This window comes from Polaromonas sp. (assembly GCF_016185115.1).
GTDB lineage: Bacteria > Pseudomonadota > Gammaproteobacteria > Burkholderiales > Burkholderiaceae_C > Polaromonas.
Window position 1 is genome coordinate 235,175 of record NZ_JACPOF010000030.1, and the last position, 18,958, is coordinate 254,132.

The following is an 18,958-nucleotide window of genomic DNA, read 5'->3' on the forward strand; positions in this document are numbered from 1 at the left end:
CCTGTGTTGCCTTTTCAGGCCTTGCCGGTTGTTCCCTGAACCCCTGCGGCCCTGAGCCGCCCCACAACGCCGGTGGGAAAGTAATACACCGAAAGCACAAAAAGAACACCCAGCCAGAGCAGCCAGCGGTCGGGCGACAGCAAGGCGGCAAGCCAGGGAATGGAAGAAGAAGCTTCGCTGCCCAGGCGCAGCAAATCCTGCAGGTAGCTTTGCGCCACCAGGAATGCCGCAGAGCCCAGGGCCGCGCCGTAAATCGTGCCCATGCCGCCGATGACAACGATGAGCAGAACGTCCATCATGATTTCAAACGACAGCGAAGTGTCAGGCCCGTTGTAGCGCAGCCAGATCGCCAGCATGGCGCCTGCGAGGCAGGCAAACAGCGCAGACAGAATGCTGGACAGCGTGCGGTAAACCACCACGCGGTAGCCAATCGCCTCGGCGCGGAATTCGTTTTCACGAATCGCCTGCAGCACGCGGCCGAACGGCGAGTTGACGATACGCAGCATGGCCAGCAGCAGCACAAGCGCCACGACAAACAGCATGTAATAACAAAGGAGCCGGCCGTCAAGCGAGACACCCAGGAAAGGCGTTTCTGAAAACTCAAAACTGGGTGACAGCAATTCAGGCAGCTTGAAGGTCAGGCCATCCTCACCGCCCGTGATGTCCGAGAGTTGCGAAGCCAGCGTCAGAAATGCCGAGGCAACAGCCAGCGTGATCATGGCAAAAAAGATGGCCCGCACGCGCAACGAAAAAAGGCCCACCAGCAGGGCCAGCACAAAAGACAGCAGCAGCGCGCAGGCAATGCCAATACCCAGCGCCGTCCAGGTCGGTCCCATGCGTGTGGTGGCAATTGCTACGCCATAAGCACCGATGCCAAAAAACATGGTGTGCGCAAAACTGACGATGCCGGTGTAACCGAGCAGCAAATCAAAACTGGCGACCAGCACCACAAAGATCAGCACCTTGGCAGCAACATTGAGCGCCTTGATGCCGGGAAAGATAAAGGGGGCAGCGGCAAGTGCTACGAGCAGCAGCACCAGCATCACGGCCAGCACACGGCTGCGCGGGAAGTCGTCGGAGAGGAGTCTTTTGAGCATTTTGTGTCCGTGAGTCAACGACGGCCGCCGCGCCGGGCCGCCCCAAGCAAGGCCAGCCCCCTCGGGGGGCAGCGCATTACACGAAGTGAAAAGCGTGGGGGCATCATCTGTTCGCCACCGGATAAACACCCTGGGGACGCCAAAGAAGAATTGCCATCATCAAAGCAATGTTCGAAAACAGCGCCACCTTGGGCAACAAAAAGCCGGTGTAGTTGGCCATCAGGCCGACCAGCAAAGCACCTATCAGCGCACCGCCCGTAGATCCCAGCCCACCGATGATGATGACAATGAAGATCAGCACATTGACCTGAGCGCCCATCTGCGGCGTCACGTTCTGCTGGTACAGGCCCCACATCACGCCACCCAGGCCGGCCAGTGCGCTGCCGACCACGAACACGCCAACAAACAGTCGCCGGATGCGGTAGCCGAGCGACTCGACCATCTCGCGGTCCTGCACTCCGGCGCGAATCAGGAGACCTATCTTGGTTCGTCCTAAAGTCCAGGCCAGCAGTGCAAATACCAGCAGCCCGACGAGCACCGCGAGCAGCCGGTATTTTTCAATCGCCGCATCGCCCAGCAAGAGCGAGCCGCGCAGGGCTTCGGGCAAAGGCAAGGGAATCTGCTGAGGGCCCCAGATGACCTTGATGAGCTCTTCACCAATGATCATGCCGCCCATGGTGATGAGAATCTGCTTCAGGTGCTGGCCGTACACAGGCCGCACGATAAAACGCTCAAACGCGAGGCCCAGCGCACCCGAGACAGCCATCGCCACCAGCATGGCGGGGAACACCGCGACCAGGTTGCGCCACAACTCTTGCGAGCCGGTCCAGTCGCTCATCAGGCCGAGCACAGTCGTTGCCACAAAGGCGCCCAGTGCGATGAACACACCGTGGCCGAAGTTGAGAACGTCCATCAGCCCAAACACCAGCGTCAGACCGGAGGCGATGATGAAGATGATCATGCCCATGGCAAGACCCGCGACGGTCAGGGTGATCCAGGTCGAGGTTGAACCGATAAATGGCAAAACCAATACGGCCAGCAAAGGTACAAGAAGTAAAGGCTTCCAGTCAAAGTCGAGCTTCATAGGGCCCCCACGCTTGTCATTTCATGTACTGCGCTGCCCCCCGAGGGGGCGCGAACTTGCTTGGGAGCGGCCCGGCGCTGCGTTCGTTTCATATCGCCAACCCCAGCAACGATTTCTGCAGTTCTTCATCTTCAGCCAGCGCCTGCATCGTTCCGGCATGCACCACGCGGCCGTTGTCCATCACCGCAACCTGATCGCCCAGGCGCTTCGCGAAATTGATGTTCTGCTCGACCAGCAGGATCGTGGTGCCCGTCGCCTTGAGCTGCGCGAAGGCGTCGATCATGTTGTTGATGATGGCGGGCGCCAGGCCCTTGCTCGGCTCGTCGACGATGAGCAGTTCGCGTGGCTCGACAATGGCACGGGCCACGGCCAGCATCTGCTTCTGCCCACCCGACAACTTCCCGGCGGGATGGTTCCAGAATTTCTCGACCGCAGGGAAGAGTGAAAAAATCCATTTCAAACGGGCGTCATCCATCTGCTTTGCATTGCCTGCCTTGCGTGCGGCCAGCAACATGTTTTCTTTGACTGTCAGGTCGGCGAAGATGCCCATGTTCTCGGGCACGTAGGCGATATTCAGGCCCGCGATGCGCGGCGTTTCCATCGCGGTGATGTCTTTGCCGTCAAAGTTGACCTTGCCCTGCGAGGCCTGCCACAAACCCATGATGGTTCGCAGCGTGGTGGTCTTGCCCGCGCCGTTGCGGCCCAACAGCATGGTGAGCTGGCCGCGTGCGACAGAAAGGTCTACACCGTGGAGGATGTGGTACGCCCCGATGTGGGTATGAACGCCCGCTAGAGTTAGAAGATTCGCATTCATGGTGTCTCACTCCTTCCACCTTGAGGGGGAAGGCCGGGATGGGGGGGAGCGTCAGCTTGCGCCAAAGCGTCCTTGGGGTTCACCCCAAGGTAAGCTTCCTGCACCACCGGCGAAGCAATGACTTCTGAAGGCTCGCCATCAGCCACCAGCGAGCCGTTGTGCAGCACGATGATGCGGTCTGCAAGTTCGCGTACCACGTCCATTTTGTGCTCGACCAGCAAAATGGTTTTGCGTTTGTCGTTCTTGAGCTTGCGGATCAGGTTGAGGATCACGGGCGCTTCGTCGGCGCTCATGCCGGCCGTGGGCTCATCAAACATGAACACATCCGGCTCAAGCGCCATCAGCAAGGCGACTTCGAGCTTGCGCTGGTCGCCATGCGGCAGGCTGGCCACTGTGGTGTGGCGCTTGCCCGCCATGCTCACGGCCTCCAGCACTTCCTCAGCCAGCTGCGTCAGAGCCTTGTGGTCGCTCCAGATGCTCCAGAGATTCAACCCGCGCAAATGTTTGCCCGCACGTGCGGCCTGCACGGCGAGGCGCACATTCTCAAGCACCGACAGGTTGGGGAAAAGATTCGTAAGCTGAAATGCACGACCCAGGCCGGCACGCGTCCTGGCCGAAGGGCTCAGGCCAGCCAGGCTGTTGCCATTGAGGAAAGCATCACCGCTGCTCGCCCGGATCTGCCCCGAGATCAGGTTGAAGTAGGTGGTTTTTCCCGCACCGTTGGGGCCAACGATGGCGGTCAAGGTGCCCGGCTGGAAAGTACAGCTGACAGCATTCACCGCCACGTGCCCGCCGAAGCGAACCGTGAGATCTTTTGTTTGAAGCATTTTTTGGTTTGGCTAGCTGCCGACCCCGGCTGTCATCCCGGACCTGATCCGGGATCCATGCCCAAAGAACGCGGGGATGGATTGCGGGTCAAGCCCGCAATGACAGTTGAAGCAGACCGCGCTTAACGTTTGTTCCTGATAGGAACTGTCATCTCTTCAGCTTTTATCTCACGCACCAGCTCAGGCACGCCCCATGCAAACGCCGGGTCGACCTTGATCTTGAAGTGGTACATGCTCTGCATGGCCTGGTGATCTTCCTTGCGGAAGGTCATCTTGCCTTTTGGCGTGTCGAAGCTCATGCCTTCCATGGTCTTGATCAGCGTATTGGCCGACGTATCGCCCTTGCTGTTTTTCAGCGCAGTGACCACGGCCATCGCGGCAGAGAAACCACCGGCGGTGAAGAAGTCAGGCGGCGTCTTGAACTGTTTGTAGTGCTGGGCCACCATGGCTTCATTGACCGGGTTCTTCGGGATGCCGAAGTAATAGTAGGTCGCGCCTTCCATGCCGGGCAGGTTTTTATAGCTGGCCATGGCCGGCAAAATGTTGCCGCCGGTGGCGATCTCGATGCCGTAGCGCTTCAGGTCAATGTCGGCAATCTTGAAGGGGTTGCCGGCGCCGGCCCAGACGATCCAGATGATCTTGCGGCCTGGCTGGTCTTTCAGCTTGTCGATCAGGCGCTGCGCACCAGCGGTGAAATCGGTGGTGGCTGCAGGCAGGTATTCGTCATGCGCAAACTTCGCCTTCTTGATGGACTCCTTGAAAGCCTTCACGCCATCGCGGCCAAAAGCGTTGTCCTGAGCCAGCGTGGCGACAGTAACACCGGCCTTGTCGATGGCGACGGCGTTCGAGATCGCGTCCTGGCTGCTGTTGCGGCCGGTGCGGAAGATGTACTTGTTCCATTTGTCGCCGGTGATCGAATCAGCCACTGCAGGTTCGACCAGCAAAATCTTTTTGTACTCTTCGGCAACCGGCAGCATGGCCAGTGCAACACCTGAAGACGTAGGGCCGACAGCCATGTCGGCCTTGTCGTCAGAGTAGGCAGCTGAGAGCAGCGACTTGCCCAGGTCAGGCTTGCCCTGGTCGTCTTTCTCAATCACGACCAGCTTTTTGCCGGCCACCATCATGGTGCCGCCGGTGGCGTAGTCGAGACCCATCATGAAGCCGACGGCGGTCTGTTTGCCATAGGCTTCCAGCGGGCCGGTCTTGCTGTAGATGTGGGCGATCTTGATTTCACCGGACTGGCTCATGGCCAGGGGCGAGACGAGGGAGGCGGCGATCGCGGCAAGCGCGATGAGGGTACGACGGTACATGGATGTCTCCTGTTATGACTGCAAGTAGCTATGCACCACGGTTGCACATGGCGTGCCAGCTTCAAACCCTTGATTTATATAGGCATTTTTTAAGTCACTGGATTATTGACTGAAATAAATACAATTAATTTGTTCGATTATCAGACAAATGTATTATTTTCGATCAGGGTTATCCAGACGTTCATAGAGCTTGGCGCGTGAAATTCCCAGCATGCGCGAGGCCGCCAGCTTGTTGCCGCCGGTGGCCTCCATCGCGGCGGCAATGGCGCGGCGTTCAAGCTCTGCGACCTGCTCCGCAAGTGGTCGCAGGGGGTCTGAGGGAAGGGCTGCCGCATCAGTCACAGCCAGTGCAGGCGCAATGCGTTCAATACCAGACTCCTTCAGCACCTCTTCAACCTGCGCACGGCCAATGCTGGCCGAATCGCTGCGCATGGCCGATTGCTCGAGCACGTTGCGCAACTCTCGGATGTTGCCGCGCCAGGTCTGCGCGGACAGCAATGCCAGGGCATCGGGTGAAAGTTCAGGTTGCCGGTCACCGCTGCGCGACGCCATCTCTTCGCCCAGCACTTCAAGCAGCGCGGGGATGTCGGACCGGCGCTCACGCAGCGGAGGCACGCGCACCGGCAAGACATTCAGCCGATAAAAAAGATCCTCACGAAATTTGCCTTCGCGCACCAGCAGCGCCAGGTCGCGTGAGGTTGCAGCAATCACGCGTGCATCGAATGGAATCAGCTTGTTCGAGCCCAGCGGTTCAATCTCGCCTTCCTGCAAGGCCCGTAAAAGCTTGGCCTGCAGCGCCTGCGGCATGTCGCCGATCTCATCCAGAAAAAGCGTGCCGCCATCGGCCAGGCTGAACTTGCCTTCGCGCCCCTTGCGGTCTGCGCCGGTATACGCGCCCGGAGCCACACCGAAAAACTCGGCTTCCAGCAAGGTGTCGGGCACCGCCGCGATGTTGACGCTGATAAAGGGCCCGCGCGCCCTCGCGGAGGCCGCATGAATCGCGTGGGCCAGCAACTCCTTGCCGGTACCGGTTTCACCAAGCAGCAACACAGGGCTGGATGTCTGTGCCGCGCGGCGTGCCTGGCGTTTGACTTCCACCGCCGCCGGGCTTGTGCCAATAAAACTCGCAAACGTATGCTTTGATTGCCGCTGTCCGCCGGTGTGCCGCAAGCGCTGGCTGGCGAGTTCGCGGCGTGCGTCGTCCAGGTCGCGGTGCAGCAATGCAAACTTGCTGATCAGCGGCTGCAGCGTGGTTTCAGGGTGATCAAACAGCACAATGCCAATAGCGCCAATCACGTCTCCACCGCTCTCATCACGCAGCGGTATGCGGCTGACCACAAAGGTGCCGGCGCGATTGGTCAGCAGGTCGATCAGGAAGGCTTCCCCCGTCTCCAGCACACGGCGCATCTGCGTGTTCGGTATGACATCTTCGACCATGTGGCCGACAAACTCATCAACAGACGAGAAACCAAGCGCCGGCAGAAAGCGTTTGTAGCCGTCGTTCAGCCAGACGATACGGCCGGTGATATCGACCAGGAACATGCCCTGGCTGATGTTGGAGAACAAATGGAACATGGACCGCGCCGCCAGCTCCAGAATGCTCTGGGCATCGCGCGGCAGGCCTTGCGGCGTGGTGACGGAGGGTTGCATGGAGGGATGGTAACGCCGCCTTCACTTCGGACACCGGCGCTTTTGAAATACCGCCCCTCCCACCCTGTGATGTATTTTGGGCTTGAATCAATCGGCAAAAGGCAGGATCTCAGGGTCGCCAGAAGGTCTGTCCACCAAAGCTTTCCTCGAAAACCTCCTGACCGGGAACCGTTGACGGCTCCAGGTCCCTGCGGGTGTAGTAATCAGCATAGAGCTGGTATCTGTCGTATACCCTTCTCAATTCATCGATCGCCTTGTCGTGCAAATCTACGCGAAGGTTGATCTTTGGGTAGTCCTGATTGCTCATCACGATCAACGCAGCCGACCTTTCAGGCATGCGGCGCGTACCGTTGCTCTGGCCACCCGCGTCCCGCCCCAGTTCAAGCGCATTCAGCAACCTGTCTTCAAGATGGTCTGAAGGCCGGGCCTCAAAGCCATCGACCATTGCATCCACGACCTGAGGACCTAAAAGCACATTCCCCATGGCGACCAGTCCAGGGCGGACACGATGGCCTTTCCAGTCGCGGGCATCGGTACCGGTATGGCAGGCCGCCTGCCCATGACGGTCGATGACGGCTATTTGCCGGAATGAGGGGAAACGGTCATTGACCACAAGGGTTTGCAGCACATGGTCGGCACTCAATCCCTGGGCGATCAACCGCAATCCAATTCCGTTGTTGACCTGCCGCACAGATGCCTGGCTCATGGTCGCGCCAACCTGTGACAGCAAGCCATCACAGTACTGACCGACGGCCAGTGTGTAGGTTGCAATGGCGATGCCGACGTTACCCGTACGCGGGCACCTGGCGATGATGCTGTATGTCATAAATCCTCGATAAAAGAGATCGACACCCGCCCGCCAGCCTCGGTCCAGCCTGCAAGGTGCCGGAAAGCCGTCAAAACTACTTCTCAACACCCATGACGAGATCCGGAAGGATGGTCACGATGGCAGGAAAGATGGTGATCAACGCGATGCACACCACCAGGCAAACAAAGAATGGAATGGCCGCTTTTGCAATGACATTGCCATCTTTGCCCGTCATGTTCTGCAGCACAAACAGATTGAATCCGACCGGAGGGGTAACCTCCGCGATCTCAACGAGCAAAATGATGAAAATCCCGAACCAGATCAGGTCAAAACCTGCCTTCTGGATCATGGGGAGCACGACGGCACTGGTAAGCACGATCATGGAAATGCCGTCCAGAGCGGTTCCAAGAATCAGATAGACAAATACCAGCGCCCCAATCAACGCATACGGCGACAAATGCATGTTGTTGACCCATTCCGCCAGTTCACGCGGTACGCCCGTGAACGCCATGGTTTTCGTCAGAAATGCCGCGCCCGCGAGGATGAACATGATCATGCAACTGGTGCGAGTGGCGCCCATGAGGCCATCGACAAAGTTTGACCAGGTCAGCGAACGCCCCCAGGCGGCGATTGCAAGCGAGCCCGCAACACCATAGGCAGCACATTCAGTGGCGGTGGCGTAGCCCGCGACCAGCACCCAGACGATAAAAACAATCAGCGCAGCACACGGAATCAAGTTTCCGCTTTTCTTCAATTTCTCCAGGAACGACGTCGAAGGATCGGCCGCCGGTACCTTGTCGGGATTGCGGTATGACCACCAGCCGATATAGCCCATGAACAGGCCCATGAGAAGGAAGCCAGGCAGAAAGCCGGCCAGAAAAATACGGATGATGGATGCATCTGCCGCAACCGCATAAACCACCATCGTGATGGAGGGAGGAATGAGAATACCCAAAGTACCGCCCGTGGCCAAAGCTCCCAGCGCCAGGTTTTCATCGTAGCCGCGCTTCTTTAATTCCGGCAAAGCCACCTTCGAGATCGTTGCACATGTCGCTGCAGACGAACCACTGACAGACCCAAAAATTCCGCAACCGAGGATGGTGGTATGCATGAGCCGCCCCGGAATCCGGTTGAGCCACGGCCCCAAGCCCTCGAACATTTCTTCACTGAGTTTGGTCCTGAAGAGGATTTCGCCCATCCAGATAAACAGGGGAAGTGCGGCCAGCTCCCAGGAAGCATTGCTGTCCCAAAAGGCCGAGAAGAGATTTTTTCCGGGCTGGGTAGTTGTAAAAAAAGCCTGCCCCACCCAACCGCAAATCGCCAGGGTCATAGCAATCCATAGCCCACTGGACAGCAACGCCAGCATGATGGCCAGAAGCAAAAGGCCGATATAAAGAATTTCCATATGAATCTTTTTACAGGTTAGACGTCAGATGAAAAATCGCCCTTGGCGTGACGCTCACGCACGGCAACCACGTACGTTGGTTCGCTACCGCCCATGACCAGAAACATCTCATCCACCACGGCAAGCAGAAGCATCCACGCGCCCACTACAAAAGACAGTTGCGGAATCCAGAGTGGAATGACCACCATGCCATTGGCGATCTCATTGAACTGCCAACTCTCATATGTAAATTTGCTAGCCCACCATGTGAGGTAACCAACCGCCACGCTGGCGAGCGACAGGGACAGCAGTTCAAGGCGGCGGCGGGTCCTGTCAGAAACTTTCTCAGACAACAACGTCACCCGGACAAAATCACCGTGCTTGAAGGCATGGGCCATGGACAGGAAAGCTGCCGCAGCGCACAACCATGCCACCAGGTCGTTCGTGCCTGCTGTTTTAAAACCAAACTCACGCGCCAGACTCTGGAAAATCATCAGGGCACAAATCAGGAACACGCTGACAGCCGCAAGTACGCCACCAAGCATGTACACACGATCAAGAACCCGCCTCACTTGAGACCTGCCTTGTCCGACGCGGGTCGCTTGCCCGCATCCGCGCTCACGGATGCAACAAAGGGGATGGGTGCCGCCGTTTGACGTTTGAGATAGTCGGCAATGATGATTTCTCCCTCCGGGCCGGCCTTCTTTTTCCATTCCTGAATCATGGTTGCCCCCAGCTGTTTGGTATCCGCATAGAGTTTGGGGGTTGCAGTGGTGACCGTCATCCCCTTCTGAACCAATGTTTTCTTCGATGTCTCGTCCCAGTACTGACTAAGCTTCCACCCGCGCTCTTCTGCGGATGCCGCGGCCTTCATGACAGCAGCCTGCTGGGTTGCATCCAGCGCGTTAAACGCCTTGACGCCCACGATCACGGCATTTTTTGAAAGTGACGCACGAAGGTCATAAAAATACTTGACCTGTTCATAAACGCGGCTGTCGACCCCCGTCTGGCTGGATGTCATGAAAGCCTCGACAACACCCGTTGCCAGGGCCTGGCTCAGTTCCGCCGCCTGGACAGACACCGGTTGAGCCGCCATCAACTCACCCATCTTTGTGGTTGCAGGCGAATACGCACGCCATTTGACGCCCCGCATATCTGCAAGCGATTCAATGGGCCGCTTTGTATAAATACCTGCAGCAGGCCATGGAACGCAATACAGGAGCACGAGCCCCTGCTTTTGCAGGTACTTCTGCAGTACTGGTTTTTGCGCCGCATACAAATTTCGGGCGCTGGCGTAGTTTGTGGCAAGGAAAGGCACGCCATCGACCCCAAGGAGGGGGCTTTCGTTTTCATTGGCTGTCATCAATATCTCGCCAGCCTGAACCTGCCCGCCCTGAACGGAGCGCTTGATCTCATTGGCCTTGAACAGCGTTGAGTTCGAGTGCACGGTGATCTTGAGCTGCCCCGCCGTGGCCTTATCAACCTCGCCCGCAAACTGGACCAGGTTTTCAACATGGAAGTTGGAAGGAACAAACGCAGATGCAAGGTCCCATTTGGTCTGCGCGAAGGAAGATGTGCTCAAGGCCAGACTTGCAATAAGCGTCAATATTCGGGTTTTCATGGTGAATCCTTTAGGGGCGGGGTTAAGCGGTGTACCTGTCGACGGAAAGGGCCTGTCCAAGGATGGGCATTTCTTTCGGCGAGAGGCCGTACGTGAGAATCCGGAAACCGTCTTCAGTAACAAGCACAAGGTCTTCGGTGTGGTACAGGTTGCCGTCCGGGTCTTTTGTCATCGGTTCAATGTTGATGACCATGCCAGGCCGGAGCGGCGTTTTTTCGCCGGGGCGAATCATGGGGCTCTCGTGCGCCTCGATGCCAAAAGAGTGCCCAATATGCGGCAGGGTGCAGGGGAGACCGCTCCGGGAGAATGCCTCCCTGCAAAGAAAGTACAGATCTTCTGCCAGCACACCGGGACGCATCGCACCGATCGTGGTTTCCTGAACGTCGCAGAGCGTCCGATATACCTCACGATGCACTGCTGAAGGACTGCCGGTTGAATATGTCCGGGCCAGGTCACTGGCAAAAGGCCCGTATGTCCCGCCAACATCCAGCCTCAGAATCTCGCCATCACACGTTGGATCATCTGATGGATGGTTGTGGACAAAGGGCGTACGCTTTCCGGATGCGAGGTGCAAATGCTGCACACCATTGGCGCCCAGGTCGAACATCTGCTTGATGATCCGGTTGGCAATCAACCTGTCTGTGTCGCCAATCCTGCTTTGCGCCAATCCATCGACCACTGCCCTGTGCGTCTGTCTGGTGGTCTTTTCAAGAACGGAAATTTCGTCGCTGCTCTTGATGGCCCTTATGGCGGCTACCAGTTCAGTGGTGTCAATGAGTTGTAGTTGCGGCAACAACGCGGTCAGCTGAGCGAGGGAGGCCGCGGGTACGTACCCCATGTCGAAACCGACAACCCCTGCCGACAGACCCATCCGCTTGAGCGCATCGGCCAGAATGACAACCGGGTCGTCACGAAATTCGATATAGGCGTGCAGGTCTTCAATCCAGCCCTCACTGCGCACCAGGGACTCTTCAATAGCGCAAACAATGACATGTGCATCGCCGCCTTTTGTCAACACCGTGTAGGCGTGACGGGGACGGATGGTCTTGATGGTTGTGATGTAGGCACCCGCAACATAGGTGAAGTTCTCGGGACTCATGCAAATCAGGGCATCCAGTTTTTTGTCGTTAATCAGCGACTGGAGAGCTGGCAGGTTGGGGCGAAATTTCATGCTTTGGTTAGTTGATTTTCTGGATCGGAATTGATCGAAGCCTGCGCATTATTTGGGTTATGTAGCGCTTCCACAATTCGATTTTTCAGGCTGCTGCTTTCGGAAAAACCATATTGGTGTAAGCATGGTCGCGCCAGTCGACGGTCATGGCGTTTAACCCCACACAGGCCCGAAATTTGCGTGGTACGGTCAAGGGTGGGACGCAGGCAGTACGGGATTCTTCGTTCAATTTCCATACAGGTGGGCATATGGTCCGATTTGATATTTCAGATCTCAGGGTTTTTGTGAATGTTGTCCAGGCAGGGAGCATCACGCGCGGAGCCGAGCGCTCACACCGCGCTGTTGCATCCATAAGTGCACGCATCAAGGAAATGGAAACGGAGATGGGAGCCCGCCTGCTTGAACGCGGACGCGGGGGCGTTGTCCCCACGGATGCTGGCCGCAAGTTGCTGGGCCACAGTTACCGGCTGCTGAATGAAGTTCAGCGCATGAACGATGATCTTTCGGAATACGGGAGTCGTGGCAAAAGTTTCGTCAAGCTTTGCAGCAACACAACAGCCCTTTACGAATACCTTCAGCAGCCGTTGTCGGATTTTTTGAAGGAAACTCCGGGAACGACCCTGACCATAGAGGAAATGGTCAACGACCAGATTCCCCAGGCCGTGCTGGATGGACGGGCGGACATTGGCGTTGTAGCCGAGCCGGTTGATACAAGAGGGCTTGAGACGATTCCGCTTGTGACCGACCGGTACGTGATCGTCGCGCGCCCTTCATGGACGTCGGTCACCGGGAAACGGGCTTGCTTTTCAGATTTTCTGGACTACGAATTTGTTGGTCCGGGACGCGGGACATGGATGCACACCATGCTGCAACAGCATGCCACCGAACATGGCAAGCCCCTGAAAAATTGCGTGCAACTGCGGAGCTTTTCCATGGCCTGTGAGCTGGTAGCCAACGGCGTGGGCATCGGAATTGTTCCTGGCTCCTCTGCGCGTCGCATGCAAAAACTGGTCGGAATCAAAATCATTGAGCTGGAGGATGCATGGGCCGCACTGCCGCTCAAGCTTTGTGTACGCAGGGAAGCGGAACTGGCCCAGCATCCAGCAGCTTTACTGAAATATCTGATGGCAGGATCCGCGCAGGAACAACACAATCCGGCAGATGATATGACCCCAAAAGACTGAGCCGGCCGCAAAATATTGCGGCCGGCTCGTGTCTTTAAGGGATTACAAACGGATCACTGGGGCGGGGCCAGCTTTATCTGCTTTGCGATCTTGGCCCACTCAAGGGTTTCCGTGCGAAAGGCAAGATCTGTTTGCTCGGGTGTGGCCGTGGTTACATTCAAACCAAGATCCGTGAGTTGTTTCCTGATGGCCGGTTCATTCAGCACCTGGGTCGTGTCCTCCTGTATTTTCCGGAGAATGCCAGGTGGGGTGCCCTTTGGTGCGATAAAGGCGAAGTAAGGCGTGATTTCCACCCCGGGAAAGAGCTCGTTCACCGCAGGCGTCTGATCAAACCCCGGGATTCGTTTGGGTCCGAAAGACGCAATCATTTTCATCCGATGGCCCTTCACAAACTGGACGCTGGAGTCGTGCGGATTGATCACCAGGTCCAACCGTCCGCCCATGAGTTCAGACAATGCCTGGGACCACCCCGGGAAATTCACGTGAACCATGTCAATATCGGCTGCAAACATGAATTGCCTGAAGCCTGCGTAAGTCGCCCCCAGCCCACCCGTCCCCCAGTTCAGCTTGCCAGGATTCTTCCTGGCGTAAGCCACCAGTTCCGCGAGCGTATTGAAGGGCGCATCATTTCGTGCAACGAGTGCCATTTCCAGATTGACCAGGCGCGTAATGCCGCTGAAATCATCATAGGTATAGGGGATCGACTTGTAAAAAAGCGGATTGTTTGCGACCGTGGCGCCAGTAACGCCAATCGTATAACCATCAGGCTTTGACTTGACGATGAACTCCGTGGCAACAATGTTGCTGGCACCCGGTTTGTAGTCAATCACCACCGGCTGCTTCCATTTTTCGGAAAGCCGGGGAGCGATGATGCGAAAAACCTGGTCACCTCCACCTGGCGTGAACGGCAGGACGATCTTCACCGGTGACTTGGGCCAGTCCTGCGCTGCCGCCGGTGAAGGGAACAATATCGCAGTGCACAGAATAAGACTGCCGCACAGCGCCAGCAGATTTTTTAATTTGATCATTTCAAAAATTCCTCAAGTTGTTGGTCTGTCAGATTCTTTTTTTCCCACGCTACCTGGGACAGGCAAATGCTCGGATCGTCGTCACGGTCGTTGTAGTACGGCTGGTAGTTGGCGAAGACCTCGTAAATGCGCCGTAACTCTTCAACTGCCGTCCTGTGCAGGTCTACCCGCAGATCCCAATCGGCGTAATTCTTTTTGTCCATGACCACGAGGCAGGCGGATCTTTCAGGAAGTTTCGGAATGTTGTACCCCTGGCCTCCCGCATCCCTGCCATGCTCAAGCGAACGGAGAAGGCGCTCCACGAGAGGCAGACTCACATCCTCGCCAAAACCGCGCGCCATGGCATCAATAACGTGTTCTCCAGCAAGTACATTTCCGAATACCAGATAGTCAGGTCCGGTCTTCTCCCCTGCCCACCCCTGCACAAGTGCACCTGTATGAACAGCCGAGTCACCACTTCGCGTCATGACGCCGATCTGCCGCAAGGCCTCATGATCATCATCCTCTATGAGCGCGCCCAGGACACTTTTTCCGGACAGGCCCTGGCTTAGAAGGTTTGCAGCGAGGGGCGCATTTCCTTTGCGGACGTTAGCCTGTGTCATCACCACACCAAACGCATTCTGCGCACCCTGAGTAAACGATCCGCAGGCCAATGAATATGTGGCGACCCCAATTCCGATTTGATTAGTCCTTTGGCAGCGGCCAATTACCGTGTAAGTCATGATCTGTGTAATGCTTTTCTGTTTTATCTAAAAATCGCGCATTCAAAACCAAACGCGCAAACCGAGTTTGCTAAAACAGGGCCTTTCACGCAATTTGATTATTTGCCGCCAGCTTTCGAGTTTTCCGAAGGTCAGGTCTGCATGCTGGCTTGCCCTGCGGGCGAAGCGATATACAGCGCCCACTTTTGCGCCATCCCCGGAGGCGTGATGAAATTCATTCACGGCATCATTTGCCATCAAAGATATAGTCGCAGGATTCTCCAGCTAAGCCCCATGAAGAACCTCCGCTCAATCGACCTCAACCTCCTGGTGGTGTTTGACGCGCTTGTTGAAGAGCGCGGGGTGCGACGCGCGGGTGAGCGCATCGGCCTGAGCCAGTCGGCGACCAGTCATGCGCTGGACCGCCTGCGCAAATTGCTCGACGACGAGATCCTGATCCGCACCAACAGCGGCATGGAGCCCACACCGCGCGCCATCAGCCTGGCAGGCCCGGTGCGGCTCGCGCTGCAGGACATACAGACCGCGCTGACGCCAGACCGTTTTGTACCGCTGGAAGCGGAGGGTGACTTCAATATTGCGGTTGAATCGCACGAAACCATCGCCGCCCTGCCCCAACTGGTTGATGACGTCAGCCTAGAAGCGCCATCACTGGTGCTGACGGTCCGGTCGGGTTCGGTCAAGGAAATTCTTGACGATATCGACAACGGCCGAACCGATCTCGGACTTGGCTTTTTCAGGGGCCTGCCCGACCGTTTCATGACCTGCAGGTTGATGGCAGACCGCCATGTCTGCGTGATGCGGCGCGACCACCCGCTGGCTGCAAAAACACTGACGATGGAAGAATACCTGAAAGCTCCACATCTGCTGGTCAGCATGAGCGGCGCGCCTGAGGACCTGATTGACTCGGTACTTGCCGACATGGATTTGCGGCGGCGTATTGCCATGCGCCTTCCGCAGGGCCTGGCCGCGGTGATTGCGCTGGAACGCTCTGACATGATCACGACAACCACGCGCGGTGCGGCGCGTGTTTTCACGCGCTCGTCGTCACTTGTGGCGGTGGAGCTTCCATTCGAATCACCGCGTGTCGAGTTCCGCATCATCTGGAACAAGCGCATGCAGAACAGCCCGGCCAACCGATGGATACGGCAGAAGTTTGTGGCCATAGGCGCGCGGGCCGAGGCACTGAGCAAACTTGAGCAGGACTCGCTCATCTCGAAGCAATAAAGAATCCCCCCAGAGGGGAAATCCATAGCCTGCATATCGCAAGTGCAGACTTTGCATTGGTAATTCTGGCGCTTGCCGCGTACATTTTTTACCCAGAAGCCAGTCAGTGTTGCTGACCGGACAAGGAGACAAAAATGAACACGGTAACCATCAATCCGCAAGAGGTCGACCTTGCTTACCGCGCTGCCATGCGCCGTTTTGCATCAACGGTCACCATCATCACTGCCGCCGACCACGAACGTCACCACGGCATGACCGCCACGGCTGTCACCTCGCTGTCAATGAACCCGCCTTCGCTGCTGATCTGCCTGAACCAGAAAACGCTGCTTCACGACATCATGTACCGCGCCCGTCGTTTTTGCGTGAACGTGCTGCACCGCGACCAGGTGGCCCTGTCGGCGGCCTTCAGCGGCGGCGCGGGTTCTGCAGAACGGTTTGAAATGGGCGAATGGTCTTTTACGGAAGAAGGCGGGCCTTATCTGGCAGACGCGCAGGCCAACCTGTTCTGCAAAAAGGGCGCCGCCATTCCCTATGGCACACACACCATTTTTGTTGGCGAGGTCGAACAGGTCGGCCTTCGCGATGCCATCTCGCCGCTGGTTTACCAGGACGGCGCCTATTGCGTTGCCAGTCCTGCGGCATAGATTGCCCCAGGTTTCAATCATCCACACCCAAGGCCCCCATGTCCCATACCGCTACTCTTGAAAATCCGCAGACAGCCATCCAGCACACCGAGGTGCGGCCCACGCCGGCCGAACTGCTGGCCACCATGCGCGCCCTGCTCCCCCAAATAAAAGCCAGGGCCGCAGAGGCCGAAAAGCTGGGCCGCATACCCGCCGAGAACCTGCGTGCATTGCGCGATGCAGGTCTGTATCGCATCGTCAAGCCGGCAAAGTTCGGCGGCTATGAATATGACTTCGACATGCTGGTCGAGCTTGTGATGGAGCTTGCCCAGGCCTGCGCTTCGACCGCCTGGGTATATGGCCTGTACGCTGCCCATCAATGGTTGCTCGCCAGTTTTGACGAGAGGGTGCAGCGCGATGTGTGGGACGAAGACACCGACCCCGCAGTTTGCGGCTCTTACGCACCGGCGGGCAAGGCCACTGCTGCCGCTGGCGGATATGTGCTCAATGGCAGATGGTCTTTTGCCAGCGGATGCGACGGCGCGCAGTGGGCCGTGTGCGCCTCGGTGATGCCTGCTGATGAAGCCGGGCATGCACCCGGCCCCGCGTTCTTCCTGGTCCCTGCCAGCGACTACGTGATTCACGGTGACTGGGATGTGGTGGGCCTGGCGGGCACGGGCAGCAAAACCCTGGTGCTCGAAAACGTATTTGTGCCGTCCCACCGCCTGCTGGCATTCTCGGCCACCATCAGCGGCAACACGCCAGGCAGCAAAGTACACGCCAACCCCGGCTTTCGCATTCCCATGCTGTCGAATGTGCCCTCATGCCTGGCAGCAGCGGGCGTGGGCGCCGCTATCGGTGCGCTGGCAGATTATGTGGAGGCCACCGGCAAGCGCGTCACACGCGGTGCTGTGGCTGGCGGCAACAACCGCATGGCGGAGTTCCCCACCATACAACTGCGGGTGGCAGACGCAGCAGCCAGCACCGATGCCGCAAAGGAAATCCTGCTCCGCGATGTACGCGCGCGGGCTGTGACTATCCGGTCGGGTCAACCCATCAGCACCGGGGACCGCATCCTGAGCCGCCGCGGCCAGGCTTTCGCCGTCTCGCTGGCAATTCGTGCAGCCGAAGCACTGAATGCATCCACCGGCGGCTACGGCCTGGCCATGTCCAACCCCGTGCAGCGCGCCTGGCGCGATGCCAACGCGGCGGGCCGCCATATCAGCCTGAATTGGGACGCCGTCGGCACCATGAGCGGGCAGATGGCCCTTGGCCTTGAACCTAAAGGCCAATACTGATTTTTTGCTTTGGGCCAAAGGGCAAGTACCGGGTTTTTTACAGCAGTTGCGCTGCACCCACAGCGCGAATTTTTCAAAACAAAGGATAAGAGACATGCAAGGCAAGATTGGCCTCGAAGAGCACTTCGCGCTCGAAGAAACATTGAAGGATTCGGCCGGATACCTTCCGGAAAAAGTCTGGACCGAACTGGGCAGCAGGCTGCTCGACATCCAGGACAGGCGCATTCGCGAGATGGACGCGAACGGCGTGGAGATGATGCTGCTTTCGCTGAATGCGCCTACGGTGCAGGCCATACCCGACCCGAAGATGGCAAACGCCTTGTCCCGCCGCGCCAACGACTACCTGGCCGAGCAGATTGCGAAACGCCCGGGCCGCCTCCAGGGGCTGGCAGCATTGCCCATGCAGGACCCGGATCTCGCCTCACGCGAACTCGAACGCTGTGTCACACAACTGGGTTTCAAGGGCGCGCTGGTCAACGGCTTCTCGGAAATCAGCGGGTCGCCATCCGGCGTGTACTACGACCTGCCGCAATACTGGCCTTTCTGGGGTGTTGTCGAGTCACTCGGTGTGCCCTTCTACCTGCACCCGCGCAACCCCCTGCCCAAGGACTCGGCCATCTATGAAGGCCACCCGTGGTTGATGGGGCCTACCTGGGCTTTCGGGCAGGAGACCGCCGTGCATGCGCTGCGCCTCATGGCCAGCGGCCTGTTCGACAAATACCCCCAACTGGCTGTTGTTCTGGGGCACATGGGCGAGGGCCTGCCCTACAGCATGTGGCGCATAGACAATCGCAACGGGTGGACCAAGGCACCGCCGGCGTATCCCGCCAAACGTCCGCTGGGGGAGTACTTCCAGGAGAACTTCTACCTCACCACGTCCGGCAACTTCCGCACGCAGACCCTCATAGATGCCATTCTTGAAATCGGAGCCGATCGCATCCTCTTTTCAACCGACTGGCCTTTTGAAAACGTCGACCACGCAGCCAACTGGTTTGATGTGGCCAGCATCAGCGAACACGACCGTATCAAGATAGGCCGCACGAATGCCGTGAAGCTGTTCAGGCTCGGCATCTGATTTCATTGGCAATATGCCCAGGCAACAACAAAAGGAGA

The 18,958-nt window shown here is 57.7% G+C and carries 19 protein-coding genes; 5 read left to right on the plus strand and 14 right to left on the minus strand.

What is annotated here, in order from left to right; all coding sequences use genetic code 11:
• Positions 1 to 14 precede the first annotated feature (14 nt).
• The 12 genes from HYX42_RS22085 to HYX42_RS22140 form a co-directional block, all read right to left on the minus strand.
• Complete coding sequence (locus tag HYX42_RS22085) at positions 15 to 1,097, minus strand: branched-chain amino acid ABC transporter permease (RefSeq protein ID WP_293407299.1); 1,083 nt, start codon at positions 1,095 to 1,097, stop codon at positions 15 to 17.
• A 103-nt stretch (positions 1,098 to 1,200) separates the two neighbouring features.
• A complete protein-coding gene (locus tag HYX42_RS22090) occupies positions 1,201 to 2,181 on the minus strand; it encodes a branched-chain amino acid ABC transporter permease (RefSeq protein WP_293407301.1) in 981 nt (326 codons plus the stop codon).
• A gap of 88 nt (positions 2,182 to 2,269) precedes the next feature.
• Entirely contained in the window at positions 2,270 to 2,995 is a 726-nt protein-coding gene (locus HYX42_RS22095) for an ABC transporter ATP-binding protein (RefSeq protein WP_293407303.1), read from the minus strand.
• On the minus strand, positions 2,992 to 3,822 hold the full coding sequence (locus HYX42_RS22100; protein WP_293407305.1) for an ABC transporter ATP-binding protein: 831 nt from the start codon (positions 3,820 to 3,822) through the stop codon (positions 2,992 to 2,994). Before HYX42_RS22100 ends, HYX42_RS22095 begins: the two co-directional genes overlap by 4 nt.
• Positions 3,823 to 3,944: 122 nt before the next feature.
• Positions 3,945 to 5,132, minus strand: a complete 1,188-nt coding sequence (locus HYX42_RS22105; protein WP_293407307.1) for a substrate-binding domain-containing protein — start codon at positions 5,130 to 5,132, stop codon at positions 3,945 to 3,947.
• 153 nt (positions 5,133 to 5,285) lie between these two features.
• Positions 5,286 to 6,782 (minus strand): sigma 54-interacting transcriptional regulator, encoded by a 1,497-nt coding sequence (locus HYX42_RS22110; protein ID WP_293407309.1) that lies wholly within the window; start codon positions 6,780 to 6,782, stop codon positions 5,286 to 5,288.
• Positions 6,783 to 6,891: 109 nt separating this feature from the next.
• Positions 6,892 to 7,608: a DUF1028 domain-containing protein gene (locus HYX42_RS22115; RefSeq protein WP_293407311.1), complete on the minus strand. Its 717-nt coding sequence runs from the start codon at positions 7,606 to 7,608 to the stop codon at positions 6,892 to 6,894.
• A 76-nt stretch (positions 7,609 to 7,684) separates the two neighbouring features.
• Positions 7,685 to 8,995, minus strand: coding sequence for a TRAP transporter large permease subunit (locus tag HYX42_RS22120; protein ID WP_293407313.1), 1,311 nt, complete (start codon positions 8,993 to 8,995; stop codon positions 7,685 to 7,687).
• 17 nt (positions 8,996 to 9,012) lie between these two features.
• Entirely contained in the window at positions 9,013 to 9,546 is a 534-nt protein-coding gene (locus HYX42_RS22125) for a TRAP transporter small permease subunit (RefSeq protein ID WP_293407315.1), read from the minus strand.
• Complete coding sequence (locus HYX42_RS22130; protein ID WP_293407318.1) at positions 9,543 to 10,595, minus strand: TRAP transporter substrate-binding protein; 1,053 nt, start codon at positions 10,593 to 10,595, stop codon at positions 9,543 to 9,545. Before HYX42_RS22130 ends, HYX42_RS22125 begins: the two co-directional genes overlap by 4 nt.
• 22 nt (positions 10,596 to 10,617) lie before the next feature.
• Positions 10,618 to 11,766 (minus strand): Xaa-Pro peptidase family protein, encoded by a 1,149-nt coding sequence (locus HYX42_RS22135; RefSeq protein ID WP_293407320.1) that lies wholly within the window; start codon positions 11,764 to 11,766, stop codon positions 10,618 to 10,620.
• Positions 11,763 to 12,002, minus strand: coding sequence for a hypothetical protein (locus tag HYX42_RS22140; RefSeq protein ID WP_293407322.1), 240 nt, complete (start codon positions 12,000 to 12,002; stop codon positions 11,763 to 11,765). Before HYX42_RS22140 ends, HYX42_RS22135 begins: the two co-directional genes overlap by 4 nt.
• A 12-nt stretch (positions 12,003 to 12,014) precedes the next feature.
• Between HYX42_RS22140 and HYX42_RS22145 the strand changes: the two genes are divergently transcribed.
• The gene (locus tag HYX42_RS22145) at positions 12,015 to 12,950 is read left to right on the plus strand and encodes a LysR substrate-binding domain-containing protein (RefSeq protein WP_293407324.1); all 936 of its coding nucleotides are present in this window, start codon (positions 12,015 to 12,017) and stop codon (positions 12,948 to 12,950) included.
• A gap of 53 nt (positions 12,951 to 13,003) precedes the next feature.
• Here HYX42_RS22145 and HYX42_RS22150 read toward each other — a convergent pair whose 3' ends face one another.
• Both HYX42_RS22150 and HYX42_RS22155 read right to left on the minus strand, forming a co-directional pair.
• A complete protein-coding gene (locus tag HYX42_RS22150) occupies positions 13,004 to 13,978 on the minus strand; it encodes a tripartite tricarboxylate transporter substrate binding protein (protein WP_293407325.1) in 975 nt (324 codons plus the stop codon).
• A complete protein-coding gene (locus HYX42_RS22155; RefSeq protein ID WP_293407327.1) occupies positions 13,975 to 14,700 on the minus strand; it encodes a DUF1028 domain-containing protein in 726 nt (241 codons plus the stop codon). Before HYX42_RS22155 ends, HYX42_RS22150 begins: the two co-directional genes overlap by 4 nt.
• Positions 14,701 to 14,973: 273 nt before the next feature.
• Between HYX42_RS22155 and HYX42_RS22160 the strand changes: the two genes are divergently transcribed.
• From HYX42_RS22160 to HYX42_RS22175, 4 genes are all read left to right on the plus strand, one after another.
• Positions 14,974 to 15,924: a LysR family transcriptional regulator gene (locus tag HYX42_RS22160; protein ID WP_293407329.1), complete on the plus strand. Its 951-nt coding sequence runs from the start codon at positions 14,974 to 14,976 to the stop codon at positions 15,922 to 15,924.
• A 134-nt stretch (positions 15,925 to 16,058) separates the two neighbouring features.
• Positions 16,059 to 16,568 (plus strand): flavin reductase family protein, encoded by a 510-nt coding sequence (locus HYX42_RS22165; RefSeq protein WP_293407331.1) that lies wholly within the window; start codon positions 16,059 to 16,061, stop codon positions 16,566 to 16,568.
• Between the two features lie 38 nt (positions 16,569 to 16,606).
• The gene (locus HYX42_RS22170; protein ID WP_293407333.1) at positions 16,607 to 17,845 is read left to right on the plus strand and encodes an acyl-CoA dehydrogenase family protein; all 1,239 of its coding nucleotides are present in this window, start codon (positions 16,607 to 16,609) and stop codon (positions 17,843 to 17,845) included.
• Positions 17,846 to 17,939: 94 nt separating this feature from the next.
• Positions 17,940 to 18,920, plus strand: a complete 981-nt coding sequence (locus tag HYX42_RS22175) for an amidohydrolase family protein (protein WP_293407335.1) — start codon at positions 17,940 to 17,942, stop codon at positions 18,918 to 18,920.
• Positions 18,921 to 18,958 lie beyond the last annotated feature (38 nt).

What these genes read in the sequence shown, in the direction of transcription:
- HYX42_RS22085 (WP_293407299.1), bottom strand. Translation starts at nt 1,097, where the DNA reads ATGCTCAAAAGACTCCTCTCCGACGACTTCCCGCGCAGCCGTGTGCTG.
- HYX42_RS22090 (WP_293407301.1), bottom strand. Translation starts at nt 2,181, where the DNA reads ATGAAGCTCGACTTTGACTGGAAGCCTTTACTTCTTGTACCTTTGCTG.
- HYX42_RS22095 (WP_293407303.1), bottom strand. Translation starts at nt 2,995, where the DNA reads ATGAATGCGAATCTTCTAACTCTAGCGGGCGTTCATACCCACATCGGG.
- HYX42_RS22100 (WP_293407305.1), bottom strand. Translation starts at nt 3,822, where the DNA reads ATGCTTCAAACAAAAGATCTCACGGTTCGCTTCGGCGGGCACGTGGCG.
- HYX42_RS22105 (WP_293407307.1), bottom strand. Translation starts at nt 5,132, where the DNA reads ATGTACCGTCGTACCCTCATCGCGCTTGCCGCGATCGCCGCCTCCCTC.
- HYX42_RS22110 (WP_293407309.1), bottom strand. Translation starts at nt 6,782, where the DNA reads ATGCAACCCTCCGTCACCACGCCGCAAGGCCTGCCGCGCGATGCCCAG.
- HYX42_RS22115 (WP_293407311.1), bottom strand. Translation starts at nt 7,608, where the DNA reads ATGACATACAGCATCATCGCCAGGTGCCCGCGTACGGGTAACGTCGGC.
- HYX42_RS22120 (WP_293407313.1), bottom strand. Translation starts at nt 8,995, where the DNA reads ATGGAAATTCTTTATATCGGCCTTTTGCTTCTGGCCATCATGCTGGCG.
- HYX42_RS22130 (WP_293407318.1), bottom strand. Translation starts at nt 10,595, where the DNA reads ATGAAAACCCGAATATTGACGCTTATTGCAAGTCTGGCCTTGAGCACA.
- HYX42_RS22135 (WP_293407320.1), bottom strand. Translation starts at nt 11,766, where the DNA reads ATGAAATTTCGCCCCAACCTGCCAGCTCTCCAGTCGCTGATTAACGAC.
- HYX42_RS22140 (WP_293407322.1), bottom strand. Translation starts at nt 12,002, where the DNA reads ATGGAAATTGAACGAAGAATCCCGTACTGCCTGCGTCCCACCCTTGAC.
- HYX42_RS22145 (WP_293407324.1), top strand. Translation starts at nt 12,015, where the DNA reads ATGGTCCGATTTGATATTTCAGATCTCAGGGTTTTTGTGAATGTTGTC.
- HYX42_RS22150 (WP_293407325.1), bottom strand. Translation starts at nt 13,978, where the DNA reads ATGATCAAATTAAAAAATCTGCTGGCGCTGTGCGGCAGTCTTATTCTG.
- HYX42_RS22155 (WP_293407327.1), bottom strand. Translation starts at nt 14,700, where the DNA reads ATGACTTACACGGTAATTGGCCGCTGCCAAAGGACTAATCAAATCGGA.
- HYX42_RS22160 (WP_293407329.1), top strand. Translation starts at nt 14,974, where the DNA reads ATGAAGAACCTCCGCTCAATCGACCTCAACCTCCTGGTGGTGTTTGAC.
- HYX42_RS22165 (WP_293407331.1), top strand. Translation starts at nt 16,059, where the DNA reads ATGAACACGGTAACCATCAATCCGCAAGAGGTCGACCTTGCTTACCGC.
- HYX42_RS22170 (WP_293407333.1), top strand. Translation starts at nt 16,607, where the DNA reads ATGTCCCATACCGCTACTCTTGAAAATCCGCAGACAGCCATCCAGCAC.
- HYX42_RS22175 (WP_293407335.1), top strand. Translation starts at nt 17,940, where the DNA reads ATGCAAGGCAAGATTGGCCTCGAAGAGCACTTCGCGCTCGAAGAAACA.